We start from the raw sequence: 14,800 nt of genomic DNA, 5'->3' as shown, positions 1-14,800 counted from the left end.
TACTGTGATACAGGCCACTCCCGTCCGCGTCCAAGCAGCTGTTGACCCTGCCGCACCGTCACGGTTTTGACTGGAGTACTCCGGCGCGAGCGCGCCGGGATCGGCCGCAGTTCCGGAAGAGGTGGGTAGTCGTGGCCTGGAGCACCCGGGAAATCGCCGAGCTCGCCGGCACGACGTTGCGAGCGGTCCGCCATTATCACACGATCGGGTTGTTGGAGGAGCCCGAACGCCGGGCCAACGGGTACAAGCAGTACGGCGTCGCCCACCTGGTGCGGATCCTGCGGATCAAGCGACTGATCGACCTCGGTTTCTCGCTGGCCCAGATCTCGGCCATGGGCGACACCGACGAGCACCCGGAAGAGGCGCTGCGCACGCTGGACGACGACCTGTCCGCGACCATCGAACGGCTGCAGCGGATCCGGGTCGAGCTCGCCCTGATCCTGCGGGAGGCGGCACCGGCCGACCTGCCGCTGGAACTGGGCCCGGCCACCGGCGGACTCTCCGGGAACGACCGCTCACTGGTCGTCGTGCTGGCCCGGGTGCTCGGCCCGCAGGGTTTGCAGGCCTACGCCGAAGTGCTCCAGAACCACCGGACGAGCCCGGAGATGTACGCGTTCGACCACCTGCCCGCCGACGCCGGCGAGCCGGCCCGCGCGGAACTGGCGTGGCGGCTGTTCCCCCAGGTCCACGCGTTGCTCTCCGGCAGCTCCACGCCGGAGGGCGTGCACCGTGACGCCCCCGGCGGCCCGCGGTTCGCCGCGCAGACCGTGGTCCAGGCCATCGGGGACCTGTACAACCCGGCGCAGATCGACGTGATCCGCCGCATCGCCCTCCGGAGCCGGGAAACCGGGAAGACTGAGCTGCCCCGGCCGGTCAGCGGGCACCCTCCATCGTGAGCAGGGCCAGCTTCGCCGCCTCGCCACCGCGGTACCGTCCGGGCGTCCCGTCCGACCGGACGACGCGGTGGCAGGGCACGATCACCGGCACCGGATTCGTCGCGCACGCCGTGCCGGCCGCCCGCACCGCGCGGGGGCGGCCCGCGACGGCCGCCACCTGCGCGTAGCTCCGGGTGTGGCCGAACGGGATGCCGGCCAGCCGGTCCAGCACGGCGCGCCGGAACCCCCGCACCGCCCGGAGGTCGACCGCGACCCCGAACCGCGGCCGCTCCCCCGCGAAGTACTCCTCCAGTTCCCGCGCGACCGGGTCGAGCCGGCTCGGCGCGGCGAGCACCCGCGGACTGACGGTGGTGGCCAGCGAATCGAGCACCGCTTCGTGGTCCTCGCCCTCGAAAGCCACCCGCACCAGTCCCTCCGGGGTGGCGGCCAGCAACAGCGGGCCGACCGGTGAATCGAAGGTGCGGTAGGCGACGTCGAGCACCCCCGCCGCCTGCGCCGAACCGGTCAGCCTGGTGCGCAGGATCGTCATGTCCACAGTGGACGCATTGTTGACCGCGATCATGTTCGTTCTCCTCCATCAGGGATACGCACGGCACCGACCACCCGGGCCGCGGCCACGGCCGGGGCTTCGTGCTCCCAGACGCGCAGGACCGCCCAGCCCGCTTCACGCAGGCGCGCGGTCGTGTCCGCGTCACGGGCCCGGTTCGCCTGGATCTTCTGCGCCCAGTACGGCCGGTTGGTGGCCGGTTCGGTGTAGTGGTCCGCGCAGCCGTGCCAGAAGCAGCCGTCGACGAACACCGCGACCTTGGCCCGGGTGAACACCAGGTCCGCCCGCCGCCGCAGCGCGGCGACCGGCCGCACGTCCACGCGGTAGCGCAAGCCGGCCGCGTGCACCAGCCGCCGGAGAGCCAGCTCCGGGCTCGTGTCGCGGGAACGGTTGCCCTGCATGGAACGCCGCACCGCCGGCGTCGAGGCCCAGGACGGGGGCCGGTCCGTGGTCTTTCCGGTCATACCCGGTAGACGCCGGCCCCCGCCGGGCTGTGAGGTCCGGCCGCCACCCCGGCGACGGGTTCGGCCGGCCATTTCGGTGTTACGGTCGGGCGCAGGGCCGAGATCGAGCGCGGGCTCACCGCCGCCCGGGCCCGCATCGAGGGCACCGCCGAGCTGCTCTCCCCGACGTGACCACGGCGAACCCGGCTCGGGTGCGTCCCGGAACCAAGGAGCCGCATGACTTTCGCCGAACTGCACCAGGGTCCCGAACCGCTGGTGCTGCCGAACGCCTGGGACCTGCCCTCCGCGCTGGCCATGGTGGCGGCGGGGTTCCCCGCCCTCGGCACGACCAGCTTCGCCGGTCGCGTCGAGCCACGGGCACCCGGACGGCGGCCGGGCGAGCCGTGACGCGAACCCCACCCTCGCGCTGTCCGTGCGCGAGCTGCCGGTGTTCGTGAGTGTCGACGTCGAGGACGGCTACTCCGACGACCCGGACGAGGTGGCCGAGTACGTCGCGTGGCTCCCGGTGGCCGGGATCAACCTCGAGGACAGCACCGCGGAGCGGCTGATCGCGCCGGAGCTGGCCGCGGCCAAGGTGTCCGAGGTCAAACGACGGAACCCGGAGCTGTTCGTGAACGCGCGGGTCGACACCTACTGGCTCCGCCAGGACGCCGGGCTGGAGCCGACCCTCGACCGCGCGCGGGCGTACTTCGAGGCCGGCGCGGACGGGATCTTCGTGCCCGGCGCGACCGAGCCCGCGGTGCTGCGGGAGCTCACGCAGAACCTGCCCGTGCCGGTGAACACCCTGCCGGTGCCCGGGCTCAGCGTGAGCGTGCTGGGCCGCTTGGGCGTCCGCCGCGTGAGCACCGGATCCCTGCCGTACCGGGCCGCGCTGCACCCCGCGGTCGCCGCGGCCCGCGCGGTGCGGGACGGAGCACAGGTCCCCCCGGCCCTCGACTACCGGCGGATGCAGGACCAGCTCACCGGCCACAGCCGCACCGCACGGTGACGGCGGCCGTATCCGAGGGGAAGACCTAGGCCCGAATTCCAGGTGATCGCCCGCCACCAAGGCCGCCCGGCAGCGAAGAGACCACCACCGCACCGAACTGGCCCTCGGACGGCTCGTCTCGTCCCAGTGACGACCTCACGTTCCGGTCGCGGCCACCGTCTCCCTGGTGAACCCCCGACGAAGGAGCCTCACCCAATGGGTACGACCTACGCCGGCCGTGTGGCCGCCGCGGACTGGGAAGCGGTCAAGACCGGACTCGACGACGTCGGCTGCGCGCTGCTCCCCCCACCGCTGCTGACCCCGGCGGAATGCCGGCGGATCATCGCCCTGTGGGACCAGCCGGACCGGTTCCGGGCCACGATCAACCTGCGCCGCCACCGCTTCGGCGACCACGGGGACTACAAGTACTTCACCGAACCGTTCCCGGAGCCGGTACAGGCACTGCGCGAAGCCCTGTACCCCCGGCTACTGCCGATCGCCCGGGACTGGTCGGAGAAACTGCGCTGGGCGGCCGAATGGCCCGAAACCCTCGAAGAGTGGCTCGAGGTCTGCCACCGCGCGGGCCAGGCCAAGCCGACACCGATCCTGCTGCGCTACGAGGCCGGCGGCTGGAACGCGCTGCACCGCGACCTCTACGGGGACAAGGTCTTCCCGCTGCAGGTGGTGGTGAACCTGAACGAGCCGGGCACCGACCACACCGGTGGCGAATTCCTGCTGACCGAGCAACGGCCGCGAGCCCAGTCCCGCGGCACGGCCACGCTCATCCCGCAGGGGCACGGGCTGGTTTTCACCACGCGGGAGAAGCCGGTGCCCTCGGTTCGCGGCTGGTCGAAGGGACCGGTACGACACGGGGTTTCCTTGGTGCGCAGCGGAATTCGGCACACCCTGGGCCTGGTGTTCCACGATGCCGGGTGAGCCGGGGCTCGGTGCCGGCTGATGCCGTTCACGCCCGGTCCCGTCCCGGAAGGGTTCTCCCCGTTGCCGTTCCGGCCGGCAGCGGTGGTTCCCACGCCCCGTCCTTGCCGCCCGGAGGAGGTGGCGGCACTGGTCGAAGCCGCCCGCTCGCTGAAGCCCGCGCCGGTGAGCGCGGTCGTGGGCACGGCTTCGGACGAGATCTCCCGGGCGAACGGCGAACTGCTCGCCGCGGCCTGGGCCGAGGGTGGCGGAATGGTGCTGGACACCGTCCGCTGGCCGGAAGCAGCGGCCTCGTGGCGGCGGCCGTCGCACCGGTTCGCCGGTCCGGAACCCGACGTGTGGCTGGTCGCCGCGACGGTGCCGGGCTGGGCGGCGATGGGACGGCGGCTCGTCACGGACACCGGCTGGTCACCGGAACGCACCTTCGTCACCGCTTCGCTGGCTGACCACGAGCTGATCGCCCTGGGCGGAATCGGCACCTTCGACGGGCTGTGCGGGGCCCACCCGGACGGTCGTCTGTGGACGGTCCGGCGGACCGTGCTCCGGCCCGGCGACTGAAATCGGGGACTACCGGCCGGGCATCCGGGGGCGCGCACCAGAAAACCCCGGTCGCCGTTTCCGGTGGCCGGGGTTCTGAGGGTGAGTTACGGTGTCGAGCACACCGGGTGGGATCGGGTCAAACCTGGGCAGGTAGCCGATCCCACCCGTGCCGACGTCGCACGGCGCCGTGCGCGCCCGGAGCGAGGAAGGATCCAGTACTTCCCCACGCTCCGGGCGCGCATCATGACACCGAGGCGAACCGTCGTACTCCGTGCCTCGGCCGGCAGTCCGCACACACAGCAGGCGGCCGCGGCTCAGAGGTCAGTTGCCCTGGACGCTGCCACCGTCGACGATGGTGCCCGAGGCGCAGTTGTACGGGGAAACACCGGCGGCGGTGTTCTCACCCGGCGACAGGATCGGCACACCGATGCCGTTCAGCGAGTTGCGGATCGGCACCTGCACGCCGAGCACGTTCACGTCGTTGCCGCAGATGCCCGGGGTGACGTTGACGTTGTGCAGCAGGTCGGTGTTGTTGAGGTTGAGCAGGCCGACCTGGCCGCTCTGGTCCCCGCCGTGCGGGTAGTCCGCGGTGCTGGCGGAGGCGACGCCGCCGAACAGGAAAGCACCGGCCGCCAGGGCGGCGGTCACGAGACCGATCTTCTTCAGCATGTGAATCTCCTCAGGAATTCCGGTAAACAAGACTTCATCGGTCGGGTGGGACGACCGCATCAGCGGTTTCGGCAATGAAGGTGTGTTATCCGAACCGTAAGTGAAACGTACTGAAAACCTGCAACGGTTTCCAGCCGGTTCCACCATCGTGTGAAGGGCCCGACCCGTGACCGGCACTTGATGCCCCGTTCAGGGGATTCGGTCCAGTTATTGCGCATCGGACCAAGAAGAATTGGGCCGCGTCGCAGGACAGAATATTCCGGATAGCGGCGAACCCCGCACCACCGGCGAAGGTGGCACGGGACCGGGCTGGAACTGCGCCTACCCGGGCCAGGCTTCCGCTTCCGCGGCGAGCGCGGTGGCGACGTCCAGCCGGTTCGAACGCACCTGCGCGGCCAGCGATTCCGGCTGCGGCCGCAGCAGCAGCCAGCCGGTCACGTCCCGGTCCGCGTACTGCGGGGACTCCCCGTCCCCGATCCCCAGCGCGTCGAAGTGCCGGCGCGCGGCCCAGGTCTCCGGGACCCAGGCCCGGGCCCACCGGAGCACGATCCGCGCGAGGTCGTTCTGCGCGTCGGCCGGGTGGATGAGCCGGTCCCCGGTGATGGCCACCAGGCGCGCGGTGTAGATGGCGCCCGGGGCGCCGATCAGCAGATGACTTTCCATTCCTCCCCCGAGTCCACCGCGTGGACGTGGAAACCGCCCGCGCACGAAGTCGTTCAGGAAGAACCACAGCCGGCGGGCCCATCCGGGAAACCCCGTCCTCCCTCGGCTGCTGGCTGAACCGCCAACCCATGATATGGATTCGCCGGAAGCGGCGGCAACCGCCCTGCCCCAGCGGAAAACCTCCAGTTGGAGGCACGCGCGCCGCGATTGCACCCCGTACGGACAACACGGCGAAGGGCTGACGCATCCGCGTCAGCCCTTCGCCGTGTTCGTTCAGCCGGGTTCAGCCAGGGTCAGTCGAGAACGTGCGCGGACGCCTCGGTCGAGTGGCTGTAGGACCCGGTCGGACCGGCCGCCACGTTCCAGGACTTGTACCCCGCCGCCTCCGGGACGGCCACGGCGACGGTGCCGTTCGAGGCCGCACCCTGCGGGCCCGCGGTCAGCGCGGAAGCGCTGTACCAGGCGTGATCACGCCCCGCCGCGCTGGCCACGTCCCAGGAAGAGGCCCCGGTCGGACCCGCGATGGTGGTTCCCTCGTGGAACGAAGCGTCCGAATCGTGGTGCACCGGACGGGAGTGGCGGTGGCCCCGCAGCCCCCGGTCCGTGGTGACGTCACGGGCCGGGCGGGCGGAGGTGTCCGCGACCCGGTCGGCCGACACCGTCCTGGCCGGCATCGTCTCGGCCGGGGCCGCCTCGGCCTGCTCCGTCTTTGTCGCCACCGGCTCCGCGGCCTTCACCGGCGCCGCCGTCACGACCGGCTTGCGCGCGGGTGCCGGGAGCTGGGCCCGGGTCCGCAGATCGTCGCCCGCGGGCCACTGCGGGCGGTGGCCGCCCCAGTGCGAGTGGCGCTCGCTGTGCAGCACCGCGGCACCGCCGATCCCGGCCACGGCGCCGCCGCCCTCGCTCCAGTGGTTGCCCCAGCCGTCGGTGCCGGACTTGTGGTGCAGCGCCCCCGCTCCGCCGATGCCGGCGAACACGACCGAATCCTCCTGGCTGCTGGACCCGCCGGGCCACCAGCCGATGGTGGCCGGCAGCACCTCGTTATGGTCGGTGGGCCCACCCGCGGCGAGCGCGGTTCCGGGCAGCGCGAGGCACAGCGGGGCGAACAGCAAGGCGGACAGTAGCGTCCGTTTTTTCGACATGACAGTTCTTTTCCTCTCAAGGGAAAGGCGCCCGAGATGAAAAACGTGGTGTCGCGAGCGAGCGCCGGGATTGTCGGGCGTCTTGCCCGCCGAACCGACCCTACTCCGGCTGCGCCCCGGATCTGCCCTGGTGAAAGGCGATCCGCCCAGCTGTGTTCCTGACTTCCGTCCAGTAAACCCGGAAAAACTCCGGTCCACCTGGGCAATCCCTTTTCCGCCCCGGTAAACCGGGATGCACGCCAGGGTGACACCAGGTTTCCGATTCGCTGACGGGGTTACGCGACGGCGAGAATCGGTGGCATGCGCTCTTTCCGCCGGGCCGGTGGCGCTTTCGCCGCCGCCGCCCTCCTGCTGCTCTCCCACAGCCCGCTCGCGTCGGCCGCCGGTGCGCCCCAGCTCCTGTTGCGGCAGGACTTCCCGGATCCCGACATCTTCAAGACCGGTTCGGGCTACCTCGCGTTCTCCACCGGCACCGGCTCCGGGAAGGTGCCGGTGGCCGGCTCGCCCGCCCCGGAGGGACCGTGGCGGGTCGTCGGCGACGCGCTCGCCGCCGGGCCGAAGTGGGCCAAGCCGGGCGGCGGGTTCTGGGCCCCGGACGTCACCGCGCTGGCGGACGGAACCTTCTTGCTGTACTTCGCCGCGCCGCTGGCGCCGAAGGGCCCGATGTGCCTCGGCACGGCGACCGCCACGAAGCCGACGGGCCCGTACCAGCCGGTCGGTGACCGGCCGCTGGTCTGCCGGCCCGAGGACGGCGGCGACATCGATCCGCAGGCCTTCGTCGACTCCGACGGCACTCGCTACCTGCTGTACAAGTCCGACGGCGTGGCCGTCGGCCCGCCCGCGGCGATCTGGTCGCAGAAGCTGGGCCCGGACGGGCGCACCCTCACCGGCCCCCGCACCGAACTGCTCCGCGCGGACCTCAACGCGGAGAAGAAGGTAGTCGAAGCGCCTTCGATGGTGAAGACGCCTTCGAGGTACCTGCTGTTCTATTCGGCCGACACGTTCCAGAGCTCCGGCTATCACACCAGTTACGCCTCGGCGCCCACTCTGGCCGGCCCGTTCGTGAAGGCGGACGCCCCGCTGCTGTTCACGGAACTGCTCGGTGGCCGGGTCGACGGACCGGGCGGCGCCGACGTGGTCGACGGGAGCATCTACTTCCACGGCTGGCTCGACGGCCGGCGCCAGGCCCGCGGCCTGTACCGGCTGCCGATCACCTTCCCGGACGACCTCCCCCGGCTCGGGTGAGGCGCACGAGAACGGCCGCCGCGCTCGGAAAGAGCGCGACGGCCGTGGTCACACGCCGCGGGGCACCGGAACCGGGACCGGGAATGTCGGTATCGACCCCGGTCCCGGCGCCGTCACGGCGCGGACGTGGGTACTCAGTTGTGCTGGATGCTGCCGCCGTCGGCCACGCCACCCGAGGCGCAGTTCTTCGGGGTCGCGCCGGCCGCGGTGTTCTTGCCGGGCGAAAGGATCGGCAGGCCGACGCCGTTCGCGGAGTCGCGGACGGGCACCTGCACGCCGAGGACGTTGATGTCGTTGTCGCACAGGCCGAGGGTGGCGTCCACGTTGTGCGCCACGTCGATGTTGTTCAGGTTGACCAGGCCGACCTGGCCGCTCTGGTCCCAACCGTCGTTGTCCCAGCCGTGGCTCTGGGTGCTGGCCGAGGCCATGCCGCCGAACAGCAGGGCGCCGGCGGCCATCGCCGCGGTCAGGAAGCCGATCTTCTTCAACATGCGGGTAACTCCTAGTGAGAATTGACGAACGGTTCGGCAGCCGCGGCGTTCGGCCACACCGTGCTGCCGCCGAGAAAGCTACGGACACCGGCGAGTGGTTTCCAGTTCGTTCCACCATCGTGTCAGTTCGCGCTTCTCTGACCGGGTTTTTGCTAACCCGATGGGGGAATTATCGGGCGATCGGCGGGGACACCAATCCAACCGCGATCACCCGTTCAGGCCCCCCGGGCGCGACGGTGTCCCGATGCGCCCCGCGCCTCACTGTGGTAACGGATAGCGAGCTGGACGACCTCCGCGACGAGCGGGTCCTCGGCGAGGTAGATCTGCCGCTTGCCGGACCGGCGGGAGCGGACCAGACCGGCCAGCTTCAGCTTGCCCAGGTGGTGGCTGACCGTGGCGACGCTCTGGCCGGTGCCCTCGGCGAGGGTGCCGACATCGCGCTCGCCCTCGGCCAGCAGCCACAGGATGTGCAGCCGCACGGTGGCCGAGAGCAGGGCGAACGTGCCGGCGGCGGACTGGAGCAAGTCGGGTGGCAGCGGTTCCAGTGGCAGTGGCTCGGGCGGCCGCGGTTCGAGCGGCAGAGCTTCGGACGGCGGGGGCTCGGACGGCCGCGGTCCGGGCGATCGGGGGCCGGGCGATCGGGGGCCGGGTGGGGTGGGGGTGGGCACGGGTCCATCCTCTCGGTTCGCCCTCGTAGCGTGACCTACGACCGATACTTGTACAAGCGTTTGACTGTTACGGTCCGGGTGCGCTCTACTGGAACCCGGCGGTCCCGGGCGGGACCGGCCTGTCGTGGGGAGGAGGTGAGCCGGGTGACCGGCGAAGGAAGTAGTAGTCGCGATCGCGCGGAGCACCGGCCCACCCGGCACCAACCGGGGTAGGTACGGCCGGGTCCGCGTGATCGGTGCCGCTGTCATCAGCGTTCAGCCAGTGCCCGTCAGCGCCAGTCAGTGCCCGTCGGGGCCAGTCGGGGCCAGTCGGGGCCAGTCAGTGCTCGTGAGCGCTCGTCTGGGCTTGATCCGGGCTCGATCCGGGCCGCTGTCGTCGCACTCCGCTCCGGCCTCCACGGACAGGACCCCCGATGCCCCGTTTTCCCACGCTGCCCGCCGCCGACCGGGGGTGCACCGCCGAACTCGCCGACGCCCCGGTGCTCACCGTCTTCCAGCGGCTCGAAAGCACGCCCAAGGGGCTGACCGAGGCCGAGGCGGCCGACCGGCTGCGGCGGCACGGCGACAACCAGGTCGCGACGGCCGCCCGGCCCGGCCGGGCCGTCCAGGTCTGGGCGGCGGTGCGGAGCCCGTTCGTCGCGCTGCTGACCGGGCTCGGTGTGGTGTTCGCCGTGGTCGGCGACCTGCGCGGCGCGCTCACCGTGAGCGCGGTGGTGGTGCTGAGCGTGGCGCTGCGCTTCTGGCAGGGCACCCGGTCCGAGCGCGCGGTGCGGGCACTGCGCGACCGGGTGAGCACCACCGTCACCGTGCGGCGCCGGGCGGCCGAGGGATTTCCCGCCCAGGACCGGGAAATCCCGACGAGCGACCTGGTGCCCGGGGACGTGGTGCAGCTGGGTCCCGGCGACGTGGTGCCCGCGGACGTGCGGGTGGTCGCGGCCGGGGACCTGGTGGTGAACCAGTCGGCGTTGTCCGGGGAAGCGCTTCCGGTCGCCAAGCGGCGGCCGGAGGGGCAGCGGCCGCACCGCCGGCGGTCCGCCCGGCCGGAGCTCATCGACTCGCCCGCGCTGGGGTTCGCCGGCACGGCGGTGGTCGGCGGCCGCGCGACGGCGGTGGTGGTCGCGACCGGCGCGGCCACCTACTTCGGCTCGCTGGCCGCGCAGTCCGCCGCGCCCCGCGGGGAATCGAGCTTCGACCTCGGGGTGCGCCGGGTCGGCTGGACGCTGCTGAAGTTCATGCTGGTGATGGCGCCGATCGTGCTGATGGTCAACGGCGTGGTCACCGGGGACTGGGCGCAGGCGGGCATGTTCGCCGCGGCCGTCGCGGTCGGCCTGACCCCGGAGATGCTGCCGGTGATCGTGACCACGAACCTGGCCCGCGGCGCGGTCCGGCTTTCGCGGCGGCGGGTGATCGTCAAGCGGCTCAACGCGATCCAGGACCTCGCGGCGATGGACGTGTTGTGCGTGGACAAGACCGGCACGCTCACCGAGGACCGCGTCGCCTACGCGCACAGCATCGACCTCTCCGGCCGCCCGGACGGCGAGGCGGCCGAATACGCCTACCTGGCCGTGCACTTCCAGTCCGACCGGCACGACCGGCTCGACCAGGCCATCGCCGAACAGCTCGCCGACGCGGACGAGGACCTGGTCACCGAGGCCCTGTTCGAACCGGTCGACGAGATCGCCTTCGACCACGAACGGCGCCGAGCCACCGTGGTGGTGAGCCACCCGGCCGGCCAGGAGATCCTGATCTGCAAAGGGGATCCGGACGAGGTCCTGCCGCGCTGCTCGCACGCCCGCCGCGACGGCGAGGTGGCCGAGCTGACCGCGGACGTCCGGGCGGCGGCGGCCGACCTCGTGCGCGCGTACGCCCGGCACGGACTGCGCGTCCTCGCCGTGGCCGCGCGCGAGTTCCACCAACACCTCGGCGGGTACGACGCCGGCGACGAGAACGAGCTGGTGCTGGTCGGTTACGTCGGTTTCGTGGACCCGGTCCGCGACGGCTCGGCCGCCGCCGTGCGCGAGCTGGACCGGCACGGGGTGGCGGTGAAGATCCTCACCGGCGACAACCCGTACGTCGCGGCCCAGGTGGCGGACCAGGTCGGCGTGCCGGCCGGTGAGGTCGTGCTCGGCCGCGAAATCGACGAGGCGGACGAGGCCGACCTGTGCGTGCTGGTCGAGCGCACCACGGTCTTCGCGAAGCTCACCCCGGCGCACAAGGCCCGGCTGGTCGCGGCGCTGCGGGCCAACGGCCGCGCGGTCGGTTTCGTCGGCGACGGGGTCAACGACGTGACCGCGTTGCGCACCGCCGACGTCGGCATCGCCCCGGACACCGCGACCGACGCGGCCAAGGACGCGGCCGACCTGGTGCTGCTGGACCGCGATCTCGGGGTGCTCGCCGGCGGGGTGGTCGAAGGCCGCCGGACGCTGGGCAACACGCAGAAGTACGTCAACATCACCGCCGCCTCGAACTTCGGCAACGTGCTGACCGTGCTCGCGGCGAGCGCCTTCCTGCCGTTCCTCCCGATCCTGCCGATCCAGCTCATGGTGGCGAACCTGCTCTACGACGCCGCCCAGATCGCGCTGGCCTGGGACCGCGTCGACCAGGACTACCTGCGCCGGCCGCGGCGGTGGGACGCGCGCGGGCTGACCCGGTTCATGCTCGTGTTCGGCCCGCTCAGCTCGATCTTCGACCTGTCCACCTTCGCGGTGCTGTGGTGGGTGTTCGACGTGGGCTCGCAGCCGCTGCTGTTCCAGACCGGCTGGTTCGTCGAAGGACTGCTCTCGCAACTGGCCGTGGTGCTGCTCCTGCGGGGCCGCGGCCGCCCGGCGCGCCCGTTGGTGCTCGCCGCGGCGGCGGCCGGGCTGGCCGGGCTGCTGCTGCCGCTTTCACCGCTGGCCCCGGGGTTGCGGATGCACCCGCTGCCCGCCGGTTACCTGCTGTGGCTGGCGCTCGTGCTCGTCGCTTACGGACTGGCCGTGCTCGCGGTCCGGCGCTGGTACGCGCGGCGCGCCCCGGCGTTGTGGTGACCCGGTCGAGCCTCCCGTAAGCGACGACCTCCCGAATTTCGGCGATGAAAGTGAGAGCGCAGATGACGACTGCGGAGATGGTGCTGCGCCTGGGCAGCGGTGTGGGGCTCGGCACGGTGATCGGGTTCGAGCGGCAGTACCGCGCGCGGATGGCCGGGCTGCGGACGAACGCGCTGGTGGCCGCGGGCGCGACCCTGTTCGTGCTGCTTTCCGCGCACGGCTTCAGCGGCGCCGCCGCCGACCCGACCCGGGTGGCCGCGCAGATCGTGTCCGGGATCGGGTTCCTCGGCGCCGGGGTGATCCTGCGCGAGGGCCTGACCGTGCGCGGGCTGAACACCGCCGCGACGCTGTGGTGCTCGGCCGCGGTCGGTTCGCTGTGCGGGGCCGGGCTGTACGGGGTCGCGGTGGCGGGCACGGTGGTCGTGGTCGCCGTCAACGTCGCGCTGCGCCCGCTGGGGCGGGTGGTGGACCGCCGCCCGGACACCGGCGCGGAGACCCCGGCGTCCTACACGTTCCTGGCCGTGACCACCGACGACGCCGAGGCGCACGTGCGGAGCCTGCTGGTGCAGGCGCTGACCCGCACCGAGTTCGCGCTGCGCTCGGTGACCAGCACCAACGTCGGCGGCGAGGGCAGCGGGCGGGTCGAGGTGCGCGCCGAGCTCTCGGCCGGCCAGCGCGACGACAAGCAGATGGAGTCGGCGGTCAGCCGGCTGTCCATGGAGCCGTCGGTGACCAGCGTGCGCTGGGAGACCGAGGCCTTCACCGGCCGTGAAGACGAGAGCTGAGCCCGATGTCCCTGCTTCGCCCCTTCCCCACCCGCGGCGCGGCGACCCGGCCCGGGGCCGTCGCCGCCGACGTGCTGGTGTTCCTCGGCGCGGCCGCGCTGCTGTGGCTGGTCGTGCGGCTCGCGCACGGCACCACCCTCCCGTGGGACGCGGCCACCGCACCGTCCACAGTGTCCACCGATCCGGCCGAACTCCCTTACTACGCCGGACGTTCGCTGCTGCGGATGTTCATCGCACTGGCTTTCTCGGTGGTCTTCACCTTCGTCTACGCCACCGCCGCGGCCCGGCTGCGGCGCGCGGAGAAGGTGCTCATCCCGGTGCTGGACATCCTCCAGTCGGTGCCCGTCCTCGGTTTCCTGTCGGTGACCATCACCGGGTTCATCGCGCTGTTCCCGGGTTCGCAGCTGGGCCTGGAGTCCGCGTCGATCTTCGCGATCTTCACCTCGCAGGCCTGGAACATGGCCTTCGCCTTCTACCACTCGCTGGTGTCGCAGCCACGGGAGCTCGACGAGGCGTCGCGGCTGCTGCGGCTCTCGCGGTGGCAGCGGTTCTGGCGGGTCGACGCGCCCAGCGGGATGATCGGGCTGGTCTGGAACGGGATGATGAGCTTCGGCGGCGGCTGGTTCTTCCTCACCGCGTCCGAAGCACTCAGCGTGGACAACCACGACTACGCGCTGCCCGGTATCGGCGCGTACGTCGCGACCGCCACCGACGAGGGCGACCTCGGCAAAGTGCTGCTGGCCATCGCGGTGATGATCGTGATGGTGGTCGGGGTGAACGTGCTGTTCTGGCGTCCGCTCACCGCGTGGGCCGAGCGCTTCCGGGTCGAAGACTCCGAAACGGCCGAAGCACCCCGAAGCGTCGTGCTCACCTTGCTGCGGCGCTCACGCATCCCAGCGTTCCTCGGCGGCCTCTTCGGCCGGCTGGTGTTCCCGCTGGACCGGGTGATGGCCGGGCTCGGACTGGCCGAACACCCGCTGCGGACCTCGCCGGTGCGCCGCCGGGCCGGGGACGTGGCGTTCACCGTGGTCGTGCTCGCCCTGATCGGCTACGGGCTGGTGCGGATGGCCGCCTTCATCGCGGGCACCACCGGCTTCGGCGAAGTCGGGCACGCGTTGTGGCTCGGGCTGATCACCTTCGCCCGGGTGCTCGCGCTGGTCGCGGCCGCGACGCTGGCCTGGGTGCCGGCCGGGGTGTGGATCGGGCTGAACCCGCGGGTGGCCCGGCTGGCCCAGCCGGTGGTGCAGGTGCTGGCCAGCTTTCCGGCGAACTTCCTGTTCCCGCTGGTCACCGGGGTGCTGCTGGCCACCGGGATCAGCCTGGACTGGGGCGGAATCCTGCTGATGGCCCTCGGCGCGCAGTGGTACATCCTGTTCAACGTCATCGCCGGGGCCAGTGCCATCCCGAACGACCTGCGCGAGGTCGCGTCGAGCCTGCGGCTGCCCCGGAAGCTGTGGTGGCGCAGGCTGGTCCTGCCCGCCGTCTTCCCCGCCTACGTCACCGGCGGCATCACCGCGGCCGGCGGCGCCTGGAACGCCTCGATCGTCGCGGAAGTCGTTTCCTACCACGGCACCACCCTCACCGCGACCGGCCTCGGCGCCTACATCAAGGACGCCACCGGGGCCGGGGACGCGGCGCGGATCCTGATCGGCGTGGCGGTGATGAGCCTCTACGTCGTCGGTCTCAACCGGCTGTTCTGGCGCCGGCTCTACGCCCTGGCCGAACGCCGCTTCTCCCTCACCTGATTCCGGAGGAACCCCC

The 14,800-nt window shown here is 71.9% G+C and carries 15 protein-coding genes and 1 pseudogene; 9 read left to right on the top strand and 7 right to left on the bottom strand.

Translation table 11 applies throughout. The features are described 5' to 3' along the window. The first annotated feature begins 131 nt into the window (after positions 1 to 131). Positions 132 to 896, top strand: a complete 765-nt coding sequence (locus NYF13_RS13605) for a MerR family transcriptional regulator (RefSeq protein WP_315656709.1) — start codon at positions 132 to 134, stop codon at positions 894 to 896. On the opposite strand, the gene NYF13_RS13600 is transcribed toward NYF13_RS13605, so the two are convergent. Together NYF13_RS13600 and NYF13_RS13595 are read right to left on the bottom strand one after the other, a co-directional pair. Next, the gene (locus NYF13_RS13600; RefSeq protein WP_315656708.1) at positions 874 to 1,458 is read right to left on the bottom strand and encodes a methylated-DNA--[protein]-cysteine S-methyltransferase; all 585 of its coding nucleotides are present in this window, start codon (positions 1,456 to 1,458) and stop codon (positions 874 to 876) included. The two genes, NYF13_RS13605 and NYF13_RS13600, sit on opposite strands and share 23 nt — an antisense overlap. Continuing rightward, a complete protein-coding gene (locus tag NYF13_RS13595) occupies positions 1,455 to 1,907 on the bottom strand; it encodes a very short patch repair endonuclease (RefSeq protein WP_315656707.1) in 453 nt (150 codons plus the stop codon). Before NYF13_RS13595 ends, NYF13_RS13600 begins: the two co-directional genes overlap by 4 nt. Positions 1,908 to 2,123: 216 nt before the next feature. Between NYF13_RS13595 and NYF13_RS13590 the strand changes: the two genes are divergently transcribed. The 4 genes and pseudogenes from NYF13_RS13590 to NYF13_RS13575 all read left to right on the top strand — a co-directional run bounded on the left by NYF13_RS13590 (position 2,124) and on the right by NYF13_RS13575 (position 4,368). Next, complete coding sequence (locus NYF13_RS13590) at positions 2,124 to 2,294, top strand: isocitrate lyase/phosphoenolpyruvate mutase family protein (protein ID WP_315656706.1); 171 nt, start codon at positions 2,124 to 2,126, stop codon at positions 2,292 to 2,294. Positions 2,295 to 2,307: 13 nt separating this feature from the next. Then, positions 2,308 to 2,895: pseudogene (locus NYF13_RS13585) on the top strand (isocitrate lyase/phosphoenolpyruvate mutase family protein); the annotation flags it as partial. A gap of 195 nt (positions 2,896 to 3,090) precedes the next feature. Continuing rightward, a complete protein-coding gene (locus NYF13_RS13580; protein WP_315656704.1) occupies positions 3,091 to 3,810 on the top strand; it encodes a 2OG-Fe(II) oxygenase in 720 nt (239 codons plus the stop codon). A gap of 120 nt (positions 3,811 to 3,930) precedes the next feature. Next, positions 3,931 to 4,368 carry a hypothetical protein gene (locus tag NYF13_RS13575; RefSeq protein ID WP_315656703.1) on the top strand — a complete coding sequence of 146 codons (438 nt, stop codon included), beginning with the start codon at positions 3,931 to 3,933 and terminating at the stop codon, positions 4,366 to 4,368. Between the two features lie 303 nt (positions 4,369 to 4,671). On the opposite strand, the gene NYF13_RS13570 is transcribed toward NYF13_RS13575, so the two are convergent. The 3 genes from NYF13_RS13570 to NYF13_RS13560 all read right to left on the bottom strand — a co-directional run bounded on the left by NYF13_RS13570 (position 4,672) and on the right by NYF13_RS13560 (position 6,824). Continuing rightward, positions 4,672 to 5,019 (bottom strand): hypothetical protein, encoded by a 348-nt coding sequence (locus NYF13_RS13570; RefSeq protein WP_315656701.1) that lies wholly within the window; start codon positions 5,017 to 5,019, stop codon positions 4,672 to 4,674. Positions 5,020 to 5,340: 321 nt separating this feature from the next. Next, entirely contained in the window at positions 5,341 to 5,682 is a 342-nt protein-coding gene (locus NYF13_RS13565; protein WP_315656699.1) for a hypothetical protein, read from the bottom strand. A gap of 293 nt (positions 5,683 to 5,975) precedes the next feature. Then, entirely contained in the window at positions 5,976 to 6,824 is an 849-nt protein-coding gene (locus tag NYF13_RS13560; protein ID WP_315656697.1) for a hypothetical protein, read from the bottom strand. Between the two features lie 300 nt (positions 6,825 to 7,124). On the opposite strand from NYF13_RS13560, the gene NYF13_RS13555 reads away from it, so the two are divergent. Next, the gene (locus NYF13_RS13555) at positions 7,125 to 8,069 is read left to right on the top strand and encodes a glycoside hydrolase family 43 protein (RefSeq protein WP_315656695.1); all 945 of its coding nucleotides are present in this window, start codon (positions 7,125 to 7,127) and stop codon (positions 8,067 to 8,069) included. A 134-nt stretch (positions 8,070 to 8,203) separates the two neighbouring features. On the opposite strand, the gene NYF13_RS13550 is transcribed toward NYF13_RS13555, so the two are convergent. After that, a complete protein-coding gene (locus NYF13_RS13550) occupies positions 8,204 to 8,560 on the bottom strand; it encodes a hypothetical protein (RefSeq protein WP_315656694.1) in 357 nt (118 codons plus the stop codon). 215 nt (positions 8,561 to 8,775) lie between these two features. Further along, on the bottom strand, positions 8,776 to 9,084 hold the full coding sequence (locus NYF13_RS13545) for a metalloregulator ArsR/SmtB family transcription factor (protein ID WP_315656693.1): 309 nt from the start codon (positions 9,082 to 9,084) through the stop codon (positions 8,776 to 8,778). A 557-nt stretch (positions 9,085 to 9,641) separates the two neighbouring features. Between NYF13_RS13545 and mgtA the strand changes: the two genes are divergently transcribed. The 3 genes from mgtA (at position 9,642) to NYF13_RS13530 (ending at position 14,784) form a co-directional block, all read left to right on the top strand. Further along, positions 9,642 to 12,254 (top strand): magnesium-translocating P-type ATPase, encoded by a 2,613-nt coding sequence (mgtA, locus tag NYF13_RS13540; RefSeq protein WP_315656691.1) that lies wholly within the window; start codon positions 9,642 to 9,644, stop codon positions 12,252 to 12,254. A 62-nt stretch (positions 12,255 to 12,316) separates the two neighbouring features. After that, on the top strand, positions 12,317 to 13,039 hold the full coding sequence (locus NYF13_RS13535) for an MgtC/SapB family protein (RefSeq protein ID WP_315656690.1): 723 nt from the start codon (positions 12,317 to 12,319) through the stop codon (positions 13,037 to 13,039). 5 nt (positions 13,040 to 13,044) lie between these two features. Next, on the top strand, positions 13,045 to 14,784 hold the full coding sequence (locus tag NYF13_RS13530) for an ABC transporter permease subunit (RefSeq protein WP_315656689.1): 1,740 nt from the start codon (positions 13,045 to 13,047) through the stop codon (positions 14,782 to 14,784). Positions 14,785 to 14,800: the final 16 nt, after the last annotated feature.

The organism is Amycolatopsis sp. PS_44_ISF1 (assembly GCF_032335455.1).
Taxonomy (GTDB): domain Bacteria; phylum Actinomycetota; class Actinomycetes; order Mycobacteriales; family Pseudonocardiaceae; genus Amycolatopsis.
The sequence above is the reverse complement of the archived record's forward strand: the minus strand, read 5'-3'. Positions and strand labels throughout refer to the sequence as shown.